This is a genomic window from Moritella dasanensis ArB 0140 (genome assembly GCF_000276805.1).
Taxonomy (GTDB): Bacteria; Pseudomonadota; Gammaproteobacteria; order Enterobacterales; family Moritellaceae; genus Moritella; species Moritella dasanensis.
In genome coordinates this window covers 55,262-73,633 of sequence record NZ_AKXQ01000007.1, presented here as the reverse complement: position 1 = coordinate 73,633, position 18,372 = coordinate 55,262, and the positions used below count along the sequence as shown (strand labels likewise).

15 protein-coding genes and 1 pseudogene are annotated in these 18,372 nt (G+C 41.0%); 3 read left to right on the top strand and 13 right to left on the bottom strand.

Annotated features, from left to right (window positions below):
- Positions 1-4 precede the first annotated feature (4 nt).
- The 5 genes and pseudogenes from rfbA to A923_RS0107465 all read right to left on the bottom strand — a co-directional run bounded on the left by rfbA (position 5) and on the right by A923_RS0107465 (position 6,160).
- Positions 5-884, bottom strand: a pseudogene (rfbA, locus tag A923_RS22500) (glucose-1-phosphate thymidylyltransferase RfbA).
- Between the two features lies 1 nt (position 885).
- Complete coding sequence (gene rfbB, locus A923_RS0107480) at positions 886-1,965, bottom strand: dTDP-glucose 4,6-dehydratase (protein ID WP_017221045.1); 1,080 nt, start codon at positions 1,963-1,965, stop codon at positions 886-888.
- Positions 1,966-2,177: 212 nt separating this feature from the next.
- Positions 2,178-4,385 carry a polysaccharide biosynthesis tyrosine autokinase gene (locus tag A923_RS0107475; RefSeq protein ID WP_017221044.1) on the bottom strand — a complete coding sequence of 736 codons (2,208 nt, stop codon included), beginning with the start codon at positions 4,383-4,385 and terminating at the stop codon, positions 2,178-2,180.
- A gap of 102 nt (positions 4,386-4,487) precedes the next feature.
- Positions 4,488-4,919, bottom strand: coding sequence for an arsenate reductase/protein-tyrosine-phosphatase family protein (locus A923_RS0107470; RefSeq protein WP_017221043.1), 432 nt, complete (start codon positions 4,917-4,919; stop codon positions 4,488-4,490).
- 56 nt (positions 4,920-4,975) lie between these two features.
- Positions 4,976-6,160 carry a polysaccharide export protein gene (locus A923_RS0107465; protein WP_017221042.1) on the bottom strand — a complete coding sequence of 395 codons (1,185 nt, stop codon included), beginning with the start codon at positions 6,158-6,160 and terminating at the stop codon, positions 4,976-4,978.
- A gap of 204 nt (positions 6,161-6,364) precedes the next feature.
- Between A923_RS0107465 and A923_RS22960 the strand changes: the two genes are divergently transcribed.
- On the top strand, positions 6,365-6,580 hold the full coding sequence (locus A923_RS22960) for a hypothetical protein (protein ID WP_033197568.1): 216 nt from the start codon (positions 6,365-6,367) through the stop codon (positions 6,578-6,580).
- Positions 6,581-7,063: 483 nt separating this feature from the next.
- Here the strand turns inward: A923_RS22960 and trmB are convergent, their stop codons facing one another.
- The 4 genes from trmB to hpt form a co-directional block, all read right to left on the bottom strand.
- On the bottom strand, positions 7,064-7,753 hold the full coding sequence (gene trmB, locus A923_RS0107455) for a tRNA (guanine(46)-N(7))-methyltransferase TrmB (RefSeq protein ID WP_017221040.1): 690 nt from the start codon (positions 7,751-7,753) through the stop codon (positions 7,064-7,066).
- Positions 7,754-7,878: 125 nt separating this feature from the next.
- Entirely contained in the window at positions 7,879-8,649 is a 771-nt protein-coding gene (locus tag A923_RS0107450; RefSeq protein ID WP_017221039.1) for an ABC transporter permease, read from the bottom strand.
- Positions 8,650-8,839: 190 nt separating this feature from the next.
- A complete protein-coding gene (locus tag A923_RS0107445) occupies positions 8,840-9,766 on the bottom strand; it encodes an ABC transporter ATP-binding protein (protein WP_017221038.1) in 927 nt (308 codons plus the stop codon).
- A 253-nt stretch (positions 9,767-10,019) separates the two neighbouring features.
- A complete protein-coding gene (hpt, locus tag A923_RS0107440) occupies positions 10,020-10,553 on the bottom strand; it encodes a hypoxanthine phosphoribosyltransferase (protein WP_017221037.1) in 534 nt (177 codons plus the stop codon).
- A gap of 286 nt (positions 10,554-10,839) precedes the next feature.
- Between hpt and A923_RS0107435 the strand changes: the two genes are divergently transcribed.
- Positions 10,840-11,487 (top strand): TetR/AcrR family transcriptional regulator, encoded by a 648-nt coding sequence (locus A923_RS0107435; RefSeq protein WP_017221036.1) that lies wholly within the window; start codon positions 10,840-10,842, stop codon positions 11,485-11,487.
- A gap of 178 nt (positions 11,488-11,665) precedes the next feature.
- On the opposite strand, the gene A923_RS0107430 is transcribed toward A923_RS0107435, so the two are convergent.
- The 3 genes from A923_RS0107430 to A923_RS0107420 form a co-directional block, all read right to left on the bottom strand.
- Positions 11,666-12,304, bottom strand: coding sequence for a flavin prenyltransferase UbiX (locus A923_RS0107430; protein ID WP_017221035.1), 639 nt, complete (start codon positions 12,302-12,304; stop codon positions 11,666-11,668).
- 66 nt (positions 12,305-12,370) lie between these two features.
- Positions 12,371-13,774 carry a UDP-N-acetylmuramate:L-alanyl-gamma-D-glutamyl-meso-diaminopimelate ligase gene (gene mpl, locus A923_RS0107425; RefSeq protein ID WP_017221034.1) on the bottom strand — a complete coding sequence of 468 codons (1,404 nt, stop codon included), beginning with the start codon at positions 13,772-13,774 and terminating at the stop codon, positions 12,371-12,373.
- 4 nt (positions 13,775-13,778) lie between these two features.
- Positions 13,779-14,498: a hypothetical protein gene (locus A923_RS0107420; RefSeq protein WP_237716188.1), complete on the bottom strand. Its 720-nt coding sequence runs from the start codon at positions 14,496-14,498 to the stop codon at positions 13,779-13,781.
- 111 nt (positions 14,499-14,609) lie between these two features.
- On the opposite strand from A923_RS0107420, the gene serB reads away from it, so the two are divergent.
- On the top strand, positions 14,610-15,812 hold the full coding sequence (gene serB / locus A923_RS0107415; protein WP_017221032.1) for a phosphoserine phosphatase SerB: 1,203 nt from the start codon (positions 14,610-14,612) through the stop codon (positions 15,810-15,812).
- 79 nt (positions 15,813-15,891) lie between these two features.
- On the opposite strand, the gene A923_RS0107410 is transcribed toward serB, so the two are convergent.
- Positions 15,892-18,252 (bottom strand): PilZ domain-containing protein, encoded by a 2,361-nt coding sequence (locus A923_RS0107410; RefSeq protein WP_017221031.1) that lies wholly within the window; start codon positions 18,250-18,252, stop codon positions 15,892-15,894.
- Between the last annotated feature and the right edge of the window lie 120 nt (positions 18,253-18,372).

Below are 18,372 nucleotides of genomic sequence, written 5' to 3'. Positions count from 1 at the left end.
TTTATTAGAAATTTTTATTAGCGCTATCTATTAGACGTTTTAAATATTGTCCATACTCATTTTTCATCATAGGCTTAGCTATTTCAAGCACTTGATCGTTAGTTAACCAGCCATTGTGCCATGAAATCTCTTCTAAGCAAGCAACCTTTAAACCCTGCACATGCTCAATGGTTTGAACAAATGAAGATGCTTCATGCAAGCTTTCATGAGTTCCTGTATCCAACCAAGCAAACCCACGGCCTAGTAATTCAACGTTTAGAGAACCATCTTCAAGGTACATTTGATTAATACTGGTAATTTCTAACTCACCACGTTCAGATGGTTTTACTTTTTTAGCAAAGTCTACAACTCGATTATCGTAAAAGTATAATCCTGTGACTGCATAATTTGATTTAGGTTTCGCTGGCTTTTCTTCAATAGAAAGCGCGCGCATATTATCATCAAAATCTACACCCCCGAAACGCTCTGGATCTTTCACTTGATATCCAAAAACAGTTGCACCGATTTCACGAGATACTGCATTTTTCAATATTTCAGAAAACGATTGCCCATAAAAAATATTATCACCGAGCACTAAGCAGACATTATCATCCCCAATGAATTCTTCACCAATTAAAAATGCTTGTGCTAAACCATCGGGACTTTCTTGAATTGCATACTCAATATTAATACCAAAATCACTACCATCACCTAATAAGCGTTTGAAATCCGCATTATCTTCAGGCGTTGTAATGATTAACACATCTCGAATTCCAGCTAACATTAATACTGATAATGGGTAAAAATCATTGGTTTATCATAAATAGGGAGTAACTGCTTTGATACACACGTGTTAACGGATAAAGACGTGAACCAGAACCGCCCGCAAGAATAATTCCTTTCATCTTATTTCCCCTCATTACTTTCTGATGTGCCTAGACGTTCAAGACTATACGAACCATTTAATACACGAGACCACCATGTTTTATTATTTAAATACCATTCAACAGTACTTCGAATACCTGATTCGAAAGTTTCCTTTGGTGTCCAGTCAAGTTCACGCTCAATCTTTGACGCGTCGATTGCGTAACGAACATCATGTCCAGGTCGATCTGTTACGTAGGTAATCAAATCTTGATAATTAGAAACACCATCAGGCTTATTTGGAACTAACTCTTCAAGTAAAGTGCAAATGGTTTTCACAACTTCAATGTTTGCTTTCTCGTTATGACCACCAATATTATAGGTTTCACCGACCTCACCTTCAGTCACTACTTTATATAACGCACGTGCGTGGTCTTCTACATATAACCAATCACGAATTTGCATTCCGTTACCATAAACAGGTAACGGTTTTCCCTCAACCGCATTTAAAATAACTAATGGGATCAGTTTTTCTGGGAAATGATAAGGACCGTAGTTATTAGAACAATTAGTTACCAACGTTGGTAGACCGTATGTTCGCTGCCAAGCGCGAACTAAATGATCACTTGATGCCTTTGATGCTGAATAAGGGCTACTGGGCTCATATGACGTTGTTTCGGTAAATAAGTAATCAGTTCCTTCTAAATCACCATATACTTCATCTGTAGAAATATGGTGGAAGCGAAATGCCTCTTTACGCTTTGCCTCAAGTTGATTCCAGTAAAAACGGGTCGCTTCGAGTAACGTATACGTGCCAACAATGTTGGTTTCAATAAATGCAGCGGGACCATCAATTGAACGGTCTACATGCGACTCTGCAGCCAAGTGCATAACTGCATCAGGTTGACACTCTGAGAACACTCGATCAAGTTCTGCTCGGTTGCAAATATCGACTTGTTCAAACGCGTAGCGTTCGTTATTTTCAATTTCAGCTAGTGATTCTAAATTACCGGCGTAAGTTAATTTATCTACATTGATGATGCTATCATTAGTATTATTGATGACATGACGAATAACAGCAGAGCCGATAAAACCAGCACCGCCAGTAACGAGGATTCTCATAGTTTTCTCTTGTATTGAATTCTAAAATTAACTCACGAAAGCGAGAATATAAATGAAGGTTAACTGATATTGTTCATTTTTATATCTCAGCGATGTTTACACCACTGAGACATACTTTATCTATTTTGAGACATTCCATGTCGGGCAATCCGTTGTGCAGCCTAGCTATTACGGGTGTTTAGTAACAGGCCCCAATAGGTCCCGGAAATAACCTAAGACTTATCACTCTCATAGCTATAGTTATAATAACCATACCCATAAGACGCACTAGCCTTCTTCTCGACAGCATTCAGAATAAAGCCTTTAACTTCAATCCCGGCCATTTCAAAGCGATGACGTGCGACTTCAATTTCTTTCACTGTATTTTGACCAAAGCGACCAACCATCAAAGTAGTTCCCGCCAGAGCACCGACAATACTTGGATCTGTTACCGCAAGTACCGGTGGCGTATCGATGATTACTAAATCATATTGGCTTGATGCCCATTCAACAAAATCGCTAAAGCGTGGGTGCATTAATAATTCAGAAGGGTTTGGTGGGATTTGACCGCGGGTAATTACATCCAGGTTTTCAATACCAGATATTTTAATTACGTCTTTAGTTTCTAACTTACCAGAGAGCATTTCTGACAAACCGTGATCCCAATCAAGATTGAAATGACGTTGTAAATAACCTTTACGCATATCACCATCGACAATCAACACTTTTTGTCCAGTCTTAGCAATAACAGCGGCAAAGTTAACAGATACAAACGATTTACCAATACCAGGGGCTGGACCAGAGATCATCACTACGTTGTTCTTCGCTTCCATCATGGCAAAATGCATGCTGGTACGTAGACCACGTAATGCTTCAATTGCTAGATCCGCAGGGTTTGATTCTGCTAATAATGTTTCATGTAACTCGAGCTTTTTCTTACGCTTATTTTGTTTAACCTTGCTGTCCATCTTTGCCTGCCAATCAGACATGGGGATGCTGGCATAAACCGGTAAACCTAATGCTTCAATTTCATCCGGATTCTCAACGCCCTTATGTAATGCCGCACGTACTAGCACAACTGCAACCGAAAGCATGCAACCTAATAATGTAGCCAATATCACAATCAGTGATTTCTTCGGTTTAACCGCGTTGCTATAGGCTTGTGCTGTATCTAAAATACGTACATTACCAACCGTTCCGGCTTTCAAAATACTGAGTTCTTGCACCTTGTTAAGCAATTGAATATAAATCTGTTGATTCACTTCAACATCACGAGTCATACGCAGTACCGCACGTTGGGTTTTCGGTAGTTTTTGCACTTGTTTGTTTAAACGTTCTTTCTCACCAAATAATACCTGACGTTTATCTAATAACGATTTGTAAGCGGGATGGTCTTTGGTGAATTTTTGGCTAATATCACTTTCTTTAAAGGTTAATTGATTTAACTGGGCTTCTAATGCGACCATTACTTTCAAAGTAGATTGCGCTTCTAAACCCAAATCGATAGAGTCATTGTCTTGACGGAAACGATTCAACCGATCTTCAGCAGCCGTCAATTCAATTTTAATATTCGGTAGATGACCTTGTAAAAATTCTAAGCTTTTTTCTGCTTCTGCAGAGTTACGTTCTACATTTTGTAAGAAGTAGTTTTGGCTTACGTCATTCAAAATAGCTTGGATTAAGACTTTATCTTCGCCACTGAATGACAATTCTAAAATACCAGTTTGCTTACCACGTTCACTTACCGATAAATTTTGTTGTAACCACTGGATAGCATCGAATGAAGATCGTTTAACAACGGCGAATTCATCTGCATTGTTACCCACTAACGCTTGTACAAATAAACGGTAATCATTGTTCTGCGCTAACTCACCTACTACACCGGATAATACTTTACGTTCATCTGCATCATATAACGAATAAGCACCTTTACTGGCATCATCAATAATTAAGTTAAATGCCGATTGAGTATAAGCAGAAGCGTAACTTGGAATGTCAAAACGACTAATAGCAATGTCATTTTGTTGACCGCTCATGCGTGCGAAACCTTTACCAATAACTGGTAAGTATTTAGGCACAGCAAGTGTGGTTAAATTTAGCTTTTCAACCGTTTTACTTAAGACCATACGTGATTTTATGATCTCAACTTCAGTCGTTGCAGACGATTCACTTGAAAACATGTCGCCCATGTCACCAACCAATGCCGACATGCCACTGCTTTTTTGTTCAACTTGGATCAACGCATCCGCTTTGTAAACAGGTGTTGCTAATAACGCATAGCTGACACCAAATATCGCAAAGATAAACGTAACAGCGATAATGCTCCAACGCGCATCGAGTAAGATACCGAATAGTTTACCGAGATCGATTTCATCTCCGTCACTGTTTGATTGCTGTGACTGCTGCGGTTTGTTCGTTTGATTAAGAGTATTACTGCTCATAATTATTATCTAATTCCAATATTTAAATTTAGCTTTTGTCTATTTACCAAACTGCTTTTAGCTTAGCTCTATCAACTTAATTGCTCTTAGCTGTTGCTGCTTTTAACTTAACTTCAGCGCCCAAGCCTTAGCTGAAGCTTCAATGAGTTTATAAGCATGGTCGAACGCTTCTTTACTTTGGCGATACGGATCAGGTATATCTTGTTTTTGTAACCAATGACTAAACAGCATGGTTTTACCACGGGCTTCAGGGGCAATATTAGTCACCGCGTTGATATGACCTTGTTCCATAACTAAGATCAAATCAAATTCTCGACACAAGGCAGACGTTAACTGACGACCTTGATGACCCGCTAAGCTAATGCCGTGTTCTTCTGCGACCTGACAAGCTTGTTTATCTGCAGGTTTACCGACTAATGCACCAACGCCCGCTGATTCGATATTTTTATTCGGTAATAACGACTTAAGTAAATACTCGCCCGAGGGTGAGCGACAAATATTACCCACGCATACCACTAAAATATTATTAAACATAGCAAACCCTTTTAATTCATAGCCTTCAATTCATTCTTTAATGCCAACGCGATTAATTACCAAGCACGAACACGGTTAACGCCTTCAGTTAGCTCGTTAAAGCCTGAAATTGTTGGTAATATTTGACCGATAACACGATTCCAACGGGTAATTGGCGCCGCTGTTACGTAAACGATATCGTAAGGTTGTAATTCAAATTCTGTACCAATTACCAAGGCTGCAGCATTACTGATATCGAGTTGATAAATGTCAGCAATAGTATTGTTAGATTCTTTTGACTCAGTCGTCGATTCAGCATTGTCTATATCAACAGCGCGGTTAGCACGTACAACGAAGATACCGGTCGCATCGGCTGCTAACTGGTTAATACCGCCAACACTGCTTAATGCTTCCGTTAGGCTCATACCTGCACGATCAATTTTTAATAACTTAGGCTCGTTAACTTCACCCATGACAAATACTTTTTGACCATCATTACGTGGTACATGAACAATATCACCCGGCATTAATAACCGGTTTTGCGTTAAATCACCACGTTGCATTAATGCATGTAGCGACAACGCTTGTTCAGAACCTTGACGTGTGAGAGTGACATTACGCCAATCAGCTTCTTCCGCTAAACCACCAGCATCGTTAATCGCATCTAGCAGTGTTAACGGCACGTTGGTAATAAACTGCTGACCAGGTTTATCCACTTCACCTGTGATGTAAGTTTTTTTAGAGCGGAATGCCGCCACATTCACGTCTACTTGTGGTGTTTCGATAAACTTGGCTAGTTTTTTAGTTAACATGGCGCGAATTTCAACTACCGTTTTATCTGCAACTTGAACAAAGCCGATATAAGGATAGAAAATAGTACCGTCTGCGTGTACCCAGTTACCTGATTCACTGGCACTACGGTAAGAACCGGCTGGAATAGTTAGTTCTGGATGGTCCCAAATAGTGACATTTAAAATATCACCAGCACCAACGCGGTATTCATACGCCGCTAACTTGGCATCTAACGCGGGGTTAATCTGGGCACTTTGGCGCGGCGCTTTATAGGTCGCCATTTTGTCTGCTGTTAATGGATATAAATTAACGCGATCTAAAATATCAACATTTTCTGAACGATTACCGTCACGATCATCATTGGCACTTGTAGTTTTATCATCTACATTTAAGTATGAGCCAGGTACAGTACAACCCGCGAGTATTATAGGTAAGGCCGCAGCCACCAATAATTTTTTATAATGATTCATAGGTTCCAGAGTTACATCTTTTAAAGTGGCGGGATTATACCCCGATGATGGGGAAATAACTAAAATGAACAAGGCAACAAGATACCGGTCACATATTTAGGCGTTAATTTCTAATTTTAATTTATTCTGTACGATGTAGATATGTTAGGTTAGGTTAACTACATACATATTTTCGTATATATAACGACAGAGTAAAACATTATCATGTTCAGACGTTATGCCATTTTTACTAACGATCATCCTAGGCTACACAATCTCAATCTGATGGTTGTTATCTTGGTGATACTAGTTAGCCTTTATCAGTTAATCGAAAACGAAGAACTCATTTATGCAAACGGCATCGCTTTCACGCTAGTCTCTGTGGTGATATTTGCACGTGCATCTGAATATAAACGTAAATATTTAACCAAAAATAAATAATTTACAGACACAACAAACACGCTACCGCCCTAGGGTTGCAGTACCCCAAGACCGATAACTAATTAAATTATAAAGCATAATAAATCACCGCTAACAATTCTGTAAAGTATTATAAACAGTGATTTATTATCTTATTAATTTTCTATTAACACTCAAAAATGGGGCCATATTCGCATAATCCCTTACCTTAATCAAGCATTTAAGCTACTCCATAATGGATAACCAATTGTTAGTAATATAATATAATTTAATTTAATTTAATTTAATTTAATAGTATTGGTATTAATACCTAACATCTCACCAACCAATGAAATTAAACCAATAACCATGACTAAGCATTAAACACAACCACTTAAAAAACATGCTTAATATGACTAACTATCCCCTAGTTATCCCCAAGCATAAAAAAAGCGCAGTGTATAAATTAAAATACCAAACTGCGCTTTTTAAAACTGTAAGCAAATGTAAGATGGGGCTAATTAATTACAAATTAGCGACCAATTGCCATGAGGTTTGACCACTTGCCCAATATTTACGCTCGAACGGTGTTGTCGCTTCTTCAGCGGCATAAGTCTGCAATACACTATCCACTTTAGCCAATTCCAACGCACGCTGAAACTCTTGTAAATAGAGTGGCCAGTTACTACGTAACTCCAACTCTCCACCCAAGGCAATAATAGACGGAAATACTGCAGCACCATGCCAACGACGTTGCAGGTGTTTGGCTTTTGGCCAAGGATTTGGATACAAAATATAATGCTTGTGTAACTGCCAACCCGCATCAACCGCTAAACGCCACAGATCGTTTAAATCAACTTGGAATAAGTGATAAACCTGCCCGTCCACTTGATGAGCATGACGATGTTGATCGTTACGGTCTAAGCGGTCTGCCGACTTATCCATACCAAACACTAAACAGTCTGGGTGAAGCTGCGCGATCTTAGCCGTACTCTCACCGACACCACAGCAAGAATCAAAGATAATAGGACGCGGATCCTCAGCGACAATCGCTTGCATCTGCTCAAACGCTTCAACCGTATGTTTACGGTATGGTTTACGGAATTTGTGGGCGAGATGCTTTAATACCACTTCGTCGAGGTGCTCGTTCAAGCCAGCTTGGTTGGTGGTGATCTCGCGAGAGTTACCCATAGCGTCATCTTGTTCTGTGTTCATGTTTTTTACCAGTTTTAAATAATTTAGTGATGACCCCCCCTAGCCCCCCCTTAAAGTAAAGGGGGGAATAAGACAGCTCCTCCCCTTATCTTTAGGGGGAGGTTGGGAGGGGGTCTTGTTTATTCTTAACTTCTTAAACCTACACCTTTACTGATCAAGCGATATACCAGTGTATATAACACGGCAATGAAACCAATGATGACAGCAAATGAGTAGAATAATGGAATATTTTCAATACCTAAGAAACCATTACGGAATGCACTGACCATATAAATGATTGGATTGGCGTGTGAAATAGTTTCCCATACTGGCGGGAGTAATGATGTTGAATAAAATACCCCCCCGAGATAGGTTAATGGCGTTAATATAAACGTCGGGATAATTGAAATATCATCAAAGCTTTTCGCAAAGATGGCATTTAATAAACCCGCTAACGCGAATAAAATAGAAGTCAGCAATAACGTAGTGACGATCACCAATACACTGTGGATCTGTAATGGCACAAAGAACAGCGATACGCAGGTAACAATAAAGCCCACCAGCACGCCACGAGCCACACCACCGCCGACATAACCCGCAATAATGATATACGTAGGTACAGGTGATACTAATAGCTCTTCAATATTACCCTGAAACTTAGCGCTGTAAAACGACGACGCGACATTAGAATACGAATTGGTGATCACCGACATCATGATCAAACCAGGCACGATAAATGCCATATAACTAAAGCCATCCATCTGACCGACACGAGAACCAATCAGGTTACCGAATATTACAAAGTACAACGACATAGTGATCGCAGGCGGTACTAATGTTTGCACCCAAATACGGGTAAAACGGGTGATTTCTTTATTTAAAATACTGTTAAACGCGATTAAATAATTTTGTTTCATTTTAACTAACCTACTCAAATATCGGTGAAAACTAACTCTTAATACGATGCAGACAGCCTAGCACTATCTCCACAAATAACGAATTCATTAAAGAAAGAGAGCTGTTGTTGGCAGGGATGCCAACGCAAGCCCCCATGGATGGGTTTACGGCGAGCTCTCGTCTTTAATCAATTCGTGGAACAAACAAGTATTACGCTTGTTTTCCCCGCCCCTGCTCCACTATATCCATAAACAACGCTTCTAAACGATTCTCTTTATTACGGATACCTTGTACTTGAATATTCATCGCCGCTAATTGCGCAAACAACGAATTCAAACCTCGACCCTTAGCCACATCAACTTCTAAAGTATGGTCATCCAATAATCGGCAGCTGTAACCGTCTAATTCAGGTTTAATTAATTGGCTGTTCACATCCAGTAGGTAGGATTCACTATTGAGCTTCGATAACAGCGTCTTCATTGAGGTATTCTCAATCAACAGACCTTTATCAATAATACCAATATTACGGCACAGCATTTCCGCTTCTTCTAAATAATGGGTCGTCAGGATAATGGTAATGCCCTGCTCATTCTTACGTTGCAAGAATTCCCACATAGTACGGCGTAACTCAATATCAACACCCGCGGTCGGTTCATCTAAAATAAGTAGTTGAGGATTATGTACTAATGCGCGCGCGATCATTAATCGACGCTTCATACCACCCGATAAATTACGCGCCGCTTCATGGCGTTTATCCCATAATTCCAGTTGTTTTAATAACGCTTCACAACGCACTAACGCTTCTTTACGTGGTACGCCGTAATAACCCGCTTGATTGACGATAATGTTTTCAATTTTCTCAAACGGATTAAAATTAAATTCTTGTGGTACTAAACCAATATGGCTCTTTGCCGCTTCAAGGTCTGTATCAATATCGTAACCGAAGATCTTAACTTGCCCGGCGGTTTTATTTACCAGTGAGCTCATCACGCCGATCGTGGTCGACTTACCCGCACCGTTAGGCCCTAATAGCGCATAGAAGTCACCTTTGGCTACGGTAAGATTTATATCTTTAACCGCTTGAACTCCGCCAGAATAGGTCTTCTGGAGCCCTGTTATTTCAAGTGCTAATGTCATGTGATGAACAAACCTAATCAAGAATGGGAGCTGAATTATACTGGAATAACGTAGAAATGCGAGAGGGAAGTAGTGACTCTTCATTAAACAAGCTATGAAAGGCTAGAGTCTGTTGTAGCTAAAAGGGGGATAATAAAAAGAGTCGCTTAAAGTAAGATCAGCTGTTGCTGGCAGGGATGCCAGCCCAAGCCTACATAGATGTATTAACGGCGAGCTGAACGTCTTTAAACGACTCTGGATGATTAAGTGAAACTTAACCTTCTAGCGGTACCACTTTACCTACGTAAGGTAAGTTACGGTATTTTTGACCGTAATCGATACCATAACCAACCACGAATTCATCAGGGATCTCAAAACCAACCCAATCAACCGGTACAGCCACTTCACGACGAGAAGGCTTATCTAGTAACGTTGTAATAGTGATTGATTTAGGATCACGCAGTTCTAACATCGTTTTAATCTTGCTTAACGTGAACCCCGTATCAATGATGTCTTCAACGATAAGTACGTCTTTACCTTTAATGTCGCTATCTAAATCTTTTAAGATACGTACATCACGGTTACTTTCCATTGAATTACCGTAGCTTGATGCGGTCATGAAATCTAATTCAACCGGCAAGTTAATGTGGCGACACAGATCCGACATATAAATAACCGAACCACGTAATAAGCAAACAATGATTAGCGTCTCGGTATCTTTATAATGTGTTTCAATTTGTGCCGCTAACTCTTTTACTTTTGCTTGAATATCAGCTTCAGTGATCATCACTTCAACAGTGTGTTTCATGTTAATTCTCCAAACGATTTCAGTACTGCAGGCAGTAATTGAAATCAAAAATAGGGTTATCTTATAATTCAAGAATGGTATCTCAAATATAGCTGCGCATAGTTTAACAGTCCTGCGGCAATAATCTAAACAGTTTCATAAAAACGACCTTATTTTAGTTATAAAACCATCACCAACATGGCTGTAAAAATACGATTAGTTTCGCATTACAGTTGAACTGAGTGTAACCCTAGTGATAACCTTAACAATAATTTAACATTTATATACTCTCACCTGGATGCAACATATGGAAATGCCTGCAGTAATCAGACGGCGTACCCGTCTATCCCCCGAAGCACGTCGGCAACAATTGATGCTGTGTGCCATTGAAGTATTCTCCAAACGCGGCCTGGGTCGTGCAGGTCATGCCGAAATAGCAGCATTAGCGCAGGTCTCAGTTGCCACGGTATTTAACTACTTCAGTAGCAGAGAACAACTGGTTGATCATGTATTAATACAAATTGAAGATTTTTTCAGTGACATGGTGCGAAAGAACTTTATTGATATAACCGGGCAAGAAAACAACAGTTCCCATTCAAGTAAAAGTGCCCATCAAGCCATTCATGATTATTTAGCCGATTTTGTCGATGCTGCAATCAACAATCCACAATTTACCTATATCTGGCTGGAGTGGAGTTCATCGATTCGTGAGGATACCTGGCCACGTTACTTGGCCTTACTCGATAGTAATATTGCGATTATCAGTAACAAAATAGCACCCGCGATCGCATCTGGTGAAATAAACACTTATTTAACCACCACGGAGTTTGCCCGCAGTTTGTCAAATCAAGGCTATATGATCTTGCAGCTGGTTAATCAACCAAAGCCGATGAGTAGAGAAGATATTATTGCGTTTTTAGAGAAGTACGTGACGTCGGCATTGGCGAAAGCTTAAGAGAAGCCCCCCTCCCGGCCAAAGAACGACTCCACCCTAACCCTCCCCTTAAAAAAAGGGAGGGAACTAAAATAGCGCCAAGCCAAATAGGCAACGAAGCCTTTATCTTGTCCTTGCTCCTCCCCTTACTTCACTAATAAAAAGTAGGGGGAGGTTGGGAGGGGGTCGTATTTATCCTTTAACGCCCCCACCCCGCATAAATATCCTGGTCCACATCTAAATGATCCAAAATACGTGCAACCATCAAATCAATAAGATCATCCAGTGTTTTAGGCTTACGGTAGAACCCCGGTGCAGCAGGCATGATGGTTACCCCTAAGCGCGATAACTTCAGCATGTTTTCTAAGTGGATCGGCGACAGTGGTGTCTCACGTGGGATCAAGACTAACTGTCCGCGTTCTTTTAATACAACATCAGCAGCGCGTTGTAACAAGTTAGTCGATATGCCTTGGGCGACGGCCGCGACAGTCCCCATACTACACGGACAGACCACCATTTGTTTTGGTGCGCCAGAACCCGATGCCACGGGTGAGAACCAATCTTTACTACTTGGTACTAATAACTGCCCTGCTTTGGCTTGGTATTTATCGGTTAAAAATAGCTGCAGTGATTTATTGTCCGCAGGCCATTGTTCATCAGTTTCGGTAGCCATGACTACCTTGGCAGCATCCGACATCAACAAATGCACTTGTACATTGGCCGCTAATAATAACTCTAATAAACGTACTGCGTATTGTGAGCCTGATGCCCCGCTAATACCTAAGGTAATACGCTTACTGAATTCTGCTTTAGTGCTAGTCACCGCGTTAGTTTGCATCGTATCTATAACCCTTATTCATATTAATTATTATTTGAACGCTATTCTTATAAATTCTTTTGTAAGCTATAGCTTAGCGAGCAACTTATCATGAATACCAGCAAAACCACCATTACTCATAATCAGTACATGGCATGGACCTGACTGTGCATGTGCGCGTTTGCTGATCTCATTAATCAAACCATCGATGTGCTGATGGATAGCCGCTTTGTTATTATTGTCCGCCCCTGATTCATCCGATGCACACAACTCGTCAGCGATCGGTTGTAGATTCCAGTCTAAGCCTTCAGGTTGGTATAACAATACATCATCAGCCACAGCTAACGATTGCGCTAACGCTTGCTGATGCGTGCCCATACGCATAGTGTTAGAACGTGGTTCCAATACTGCAATAATACGTTCATCACCCACAGCAGCACGTAAGCCAGCTAATGTCGTCGTAATAGCTGTAGGATGATGGGCAAAGTCATCGTATACACGAATACCTTGAACCTCACCTTTGACTTCCATACGGCGTTTCGGGGTTTTAAACTCACCGAGTCCGGTAATCGCTTGGCTTAATTCAACGCCGGCATAATGCGCCGCCGCGATCGCCATCATGCCATTTTGTAAATTATGCTCACCAATTAAATTCCACTTCACCACTCCAGCTAACTCGCCTTTGCAGTAAACTTCAAATTCACTCGCATCTGCACGTAACGTCTTCGCTTGCCAATGGCTATTATGCTCATCACCCAAGCACTGCACAGGGGTCCAACAACCTTGGGCTTTGACTTCATCTAATGCAGGTACGTTATCAGGCATTAAGATCAGACCATTACCCGGTACTGTTCTTACTACATGATGAAATTGACGTTGAATAGCCGCTAAGTCTGGGAAAATATCGGCATGATCATATTCCAAGTTATTCATGATCAGGGTATTGGGCTGATAATGCACAAACTTAGAACGCTTATCAAAAAAGGCGGTATCGTATTCATCGGCTTCGATGACAAAGAAATAACCGCCACCCAAACGGGCTGATTCAGTGAAATTCTGTGGTACACCACCAATTAAGAAACCCGGCTCTAATCCGGCATATTCTAAGATCCAAGCCACCATCGCAGCCGTGGTGGTTTTACCATGCGTACCAGAAGCGGCAATCACATAGCGGTGTTGCAATAAATGTTCAGATAACCACTGTGGACCAGAGGTATAGGGTAACTTACGATTTAACAGGTACTCAACACAAGGATTGCCTCGTGACATAGCATTACCGACAATGACCATGTCTGGCGCGGGATCCAGTTGGCTAGGATCATACCCTTCAATCAGTTCGATACCTTGTTCTTCTAACTGAGTGCTCATTGGCGGATACACATTGGCATCCGAACCCGTGACTTTATACCCTAGCTGTTTAGCCAGAACCGCAATGCCACCCATGAAGGTGCCACAAATACCCAGAATATGTATATGTATATGTTTAGACATCAGATTACCCTTTTGAACGAAACTTATGATGTACGCGGTTGATCGTCACACCGATAATGACACCAAACAGCAATAACAACAGAAACAAAATTAAAATAGACTTAGTGGCATCAAACTGGAAAATAGTGAAGGTTTTCAGCATGTCTTGATAACCAAAATGCAGCTGTAAAAAACCCACTGGTTTCTTATTTCCTAATGAATCGTCTGCTAATATCGGTTTCAAATATACCCGCACACCCGTTGGTGCCACATACTCTTTTTGCGCCACTAACGCGGCGATATAATCTTCTTGTGAAGAACTTAATAACTTACCATTTTCGGAAAAAATATGCAGGCTAGTCACATACTGATTTTCGCTTACTTCATCCACCAGCTGTTGTAGTTGTTTTTTACTGCTAATACGGAGCTCACGATCCTTTGAGCTACGTGCGACAATCAGGTTAGCCGCCATTTTAGTCGGATAATCCAATAATGAATGCACCAACATATCCACCTGCTGATAACGCGACGCCGTGACATTGTTATATAACGAGATGGCAATGAAAATGAAAAATGTACTCAAACTTAATGCGATAAGTAATGAAGTTTGCCCTTTCAGAAATCTATTTCGACGCTTAGACCAACTGTCTTTACTGTTCTGGCTATCTTTGCCCGCCTGCTGAGTCGCTAAATGCGGTTCATGTGGCACAAGCGCGCGGTCTACGGGCTTGTCATTATTCTTCATTTTAACCACAGCAAGATCCTTTCTGCATAGCGTAATTACGAATCGCAATTTTAAGTCGAATGCGTTATCTTTACTAGTAGTAACCTATCGTTTACAAGGATTAGTAGCAAAATGACGCAACTCGCTGAGACTTTATTTCGTAATACCCCGCCAATAGCATGGCGACAATTGTTAAGCTTGCAGCACTTTCAACAAAGCACGCAAAATAGCACGAATATAAAACAAGTCACATATTGCCAAGGTAAATTTAATATTTCTGCACAACAGCAGCAAGTTATGAACAAGCCTAATTGCGGTAGTAGTAGCGGCAGTGACAATAATAGCTATTATCTCACGTTAATCGGCCCTACTGTAGCCAGTGACGCCTTACTCACTTTATTGTCCGCTTTAAGCACACTGCAACCGTCTGCTGATATTATCATTTATCCACCAGCGACTTATCCGCTCGCCATGGAGCCATTGGTAACCGACCCGCGAACAACGGATCCATTAATAAACAGCAATGCCACGCAGGGTAATATCGTGGTGTTAGGATTTACTGAACTATTCACCGAACTCTCAGCTGAATTACGCCAGCAGTTTAACGCGAGGTTATCGAGTTGGAGCAATGATTACCATGTGGATTATGCGTTTAGCCAAACACTACCAAGCTTAAGTCAGCCGGGTGTCGTGTTGATGGATATGGATTCAACGACTATTCAAATTGAATGTATTGATGAAATAGCCAAACTAGCCGGCGTTGGTGAGCAAGTTGCAGCTGTGACAGCAAAGGCAATGAATGGCGAGTTAGATTTTTCAGAAAGCTTACGTTCACGTGTTGCGACATTAACCAACTGCCCAGAAGCGGTGTTGACCCAAGTGGCGGATGCAATGCCATTGATGCCAGGGCTAGAATTATTGATTGCGACGTTACATCGAGCTAATTGGAAAGTCGCTATCGCTTCTGGTGGTTTTACTTACTTTGCCGAACGCTTGCAAGCCGATTTAGGCTTTGATGCCGTTTATGCCAATGAGTTAGAGATAGTCGATGGACTCTTAACCGGTAAGGTCATTGGCGATATAGTCGATGCCCAAGTAAAAGCAGATACACTACAAGCGCTAGCAACACAGTATCAGATAGCGCCGCAACAAACGGTGGCGATAGGTGATGGTGCTAATGATTTAATTATGCTGAAAAGCGCGGCATTAGGCGTGGCGATCCATGCGAAACCGATTGTCCAGCAACAAGCCCAGGTAGCGTTGAATCATCATGATTTAGAAGGTTTGGTAGGATTATTATACGCGGCAACTTGTGTCGAAGCGAGTTGGTCTTAGTATTGTATTGTATTGTATAGTAACCGCATCACACTATATATGCCCACGTTAGCGACACGTGGGCATTATTAATAACGCATTAACGTCCGCGTCGTAAACCCAGTCGATACAGCAGTTCATCCAATACATCAATCAAATCAACCACACCACGTACGCTCCACAATTCATCTTCCAACTTCTTCGCTCTGTGCACCGCATAATGACTGACGTAATTCAGCTCTTTTTCAATGAATTCCATATCCGGTCGGCCAGTACGCGATAACATCACTTGAATAGCAAAGAAAGCACCTTTTTGTAATCCATGGGAAACAAACTGGCGGCGTTCATGTTCATCGGTAAAGTCCAGCTCAAATTTGGTTGTCACCGTTGAATCACTAGAGGCAATAGCAATATAAAGTACCCGTTGCCAAGGTCGATAAGTTGACTGTAAACTCTCTAATGCGTCATCAAACACCTGCTTAATACCGTTGTCAGACAGTAACGGAAACAGATTATAAGGCGCTTCAGCTTGCCCAAAAAATTCGAATAACGGTAATAAGCTATTTTCATTCGGGCTAATGCCTATTCTATCCATCTGGTAATTGTTACCTACCTTATGGATATACAAGGGCATCGTCGCCAGATTCTGGCAATACATGTTGCGCAATACCGCCGTCACTCCCGGAGATTGACTCGGCTCAGGCATACTCTTTAATTTATCTTTATTACTGCTAATCAACAGGCTAAAAAATTGACAGCCAATATGGGTATCTTTATCACCGGATATCTGCAAATGTAAAATGGTCTTGGCTTTATTACAGCCAACCACACTGTAAGCTAAGTTCGCCAGCGCGACTTTCTTTGACAGTTTTTGCAGCATAGGTAGTTCAAGGTAAACACGATGACCAATCTGCACATCTAATGGCGCTTCTAATTCGATCTGTAGCCCTTCGGTGGAAAAGTCATTACTCCAACCTTTAATACTAAGCTCGGTATTACTCACTACAATTGCAGTTTTATAACTGAATCGCGCTTCTTTACGTAATTGCACATACTTAAACTGGCTTAATTGCGCGCGTTGTTCAGCTGCCGGTAAGCGATATTGATGTAACTGATTAAAATCACTGCCCTGCTGGGCATAGGCTTTATAATCGCTGAGAATATGTTCATTGGTTATATCTTGTAATAACCCCACCCAACGAATATCTTGCAGCGCCGCTAGCGTTGTCATGCCAATCGGCTGTTGGTTACTTGCAGATGCCAGTAAATGCTTATTTTCATCAAATTTTGATGGATTTAATGACAGTTTAAATACCCGAAAATTAGGTCGTTGACAGGCAAACGATAAAAACAGCGCTTTTGAACCGGACTTAGCCAAACTAGCCGCATCTGCGGCATAAAAATACAAACGGCCATTCTGGGTATAATAAAAACTGTAAATCGTCGTGTCGATAGCTTGCTTCGCTTGTAACAAGGCTTGCATCCAAGGCATCTGCCAGCATGCTTCTAACTGACTCTTCGATTCTTCATTAACCCAATAATCATATACACCACGGTTATTTTCATTCAATAATAAATGACTTAATACCGGTTTCCCATCATTCGAGACATATAACGGTAGACCAGACATCCGGGGTAAAAAGAATTGCTCGTAGCCTTTAACAACGACATTCTCTTCTTGATAGCGTACGTTGACTTTATACTTGCTCTTGTTCTGCGCGATCAACTTAGAGATGAACGTATCTAATTCGTTGTTATCATCAATACGCATCAAGCGTAAATAGTCACACTTTTCTTCTTCATCGACGCCCATCAGCTTGTAAGCAAAAAAATCACGCAACAAATGATTGGCATATTCTTGACGTAAACTAGAAAAATTGACATTAACTAAACTGCCAGCGGCAATATTATGGTTTTTATCTATTTTAACTTTTATGCCACTGGTTGATATATCTGACGTCATCGCATCAACAACACGATCACCAACACGTAGCTTTATACCCGAGCTATAATGCATACGCTCTTCGTTACGAATAAAATAAGACGCATATTGAACCGCTTCCACAGTAAATAGGGCAACAGGATCCATGACGACAACATCTCGCTCAGCGGGAGGCTTAGTGCGTTCACTTTGGTGATAAGCCAATACTTCTTCGTAAATACCTAAGGTATATTTACCTTGGTGTTGTGCTAGCAGTGCTTCTAATAATTTAATTTCGGTCGGGGTGAGGTGATGTAAAATACCGCCATATTCATAGCCGATCACGCCATTGTCACCGCGTTGACGAAAATCTAAGATCCGGCGAGTTGGGGCTGAAAGACGGTTCACTTCCATCTTAATTAAAAAACGGGTACTGTTGCTTTCCCCCTCAGTCAGCTGCTCGACTAAGCGGCTGAAATCAGGCTCATGATACAAGGTCGTTAATTTTTTAATTACATCTGCGTAATGAGATAATTCCATGCTGGCGATCACTGCTTAAATTTGAAAATGAATACAACTATTACGCTTAGCTTGAAAGCTATAACGATTAACCATAATACGACTAAATGCCGACGAAAAATGTCACTAATAGATAATAAC

Bases quoted from the DNA above. Each gene is read 5' to 3' on its own strand.
- A923_RS0107465 (WP_017221042.1), bottom strand. From the start codon at position 6,160: ATGAATCATTATAAAAAATTATTGGTGGCTGCGGCCTTACCTATAATA.
- A923_RS0107445 (WP_017221038.1), bottom strand. From the start codon at position 9,766: ATGACATTAGCACTTGAAATAACAGGGCTCCAGAAGACCTATTCTGGC.
- A923_RS0107435 (WP_017221036.1), top strand. From the start codon at position 10,840: ATGGAAATGCCTGCAGTAATCAGACGGCGTACCCGTCTATCCCCCGAA.
- A923_RS0107410 (WP_017221031.1), bottom strand. From the start codon at position 18,252: ATGGAATTATCTCATTACGCAGATGTAATTAAAAAATTAACGACCTTG.
- A923_RS0107450 (WP_017221039.1), bottom strand. From the start codon at position 8,649: ATGAAACAAAATTATTTAATCGCGTTTAACAGTATTTTAAATAAAGAA.
- A923_RS0107470 (WP_017221043.1), bottom strand. From the start codon at position 4,919: ATGTTTAATAATATTTTAGTGGTATGCGTGGGTAATATTTGTCGCTCA.
- A923_RS0107475 (WP_017221044.1), bottom strand. From the start codon at position 4,385: ATGAGCAGTAATACTCTTAATCAAACGAACAAACCGCAGCAGTCACAG.
- rfbB (WP_017221045.1), bottom strand. From the start codon at position 1,965: ATGAGAATCCTCGTTACTGGCGGTGCTGGTTTTATCGGCTCTGCTGTT.
- serB (WP_017221032.1), top strand. From the start codon at position 14,610: ATGACGCAACTCGCTGAGACTTTATTTCGTAATACCCCGCCAATAGCA.
- A923_RS22960 (WP_033197568.1), top strand. From the start codon at position 6,365: ATGTTCAGACGTTATGCCATTTTTACTAACGATCATCCTAGGCTACAC.
- A923_RS0107420 (WP_237716188.1), bottom strand. From the start codon at position 14,498: ATGAAGAATAATGACAAGCCCGTAGACCGCGCGCTTGTGCCACATGAA.
- mpl (WP_017221034.1), bottom strand. From the start codon at position 13,774: ATGTCTAAACATATACATATACATATTCTGGGTATTTGTGGCACCTTC.
- trmB (WP_017221040.1), bottom strand. From the start codon at position 7,753: ATGAACACAGAACAAGATGACGCTATGGGTAACTCTCGCGAGATCACC.
- hpt (WP_017221037.1), bottom strand. From the start codon at position 10,553: ATGAAACACACTGTTGAAGTGATGATCACTGAAGCTGATATTCAAGCA.
- A923_RS0107430 (WP_017221035.1), bottom strand. From the start codon at position 12,304: ATGCAAACTAACGCGGTGACTAGCACTAAAGCAGAATTCAGTAAGCGT.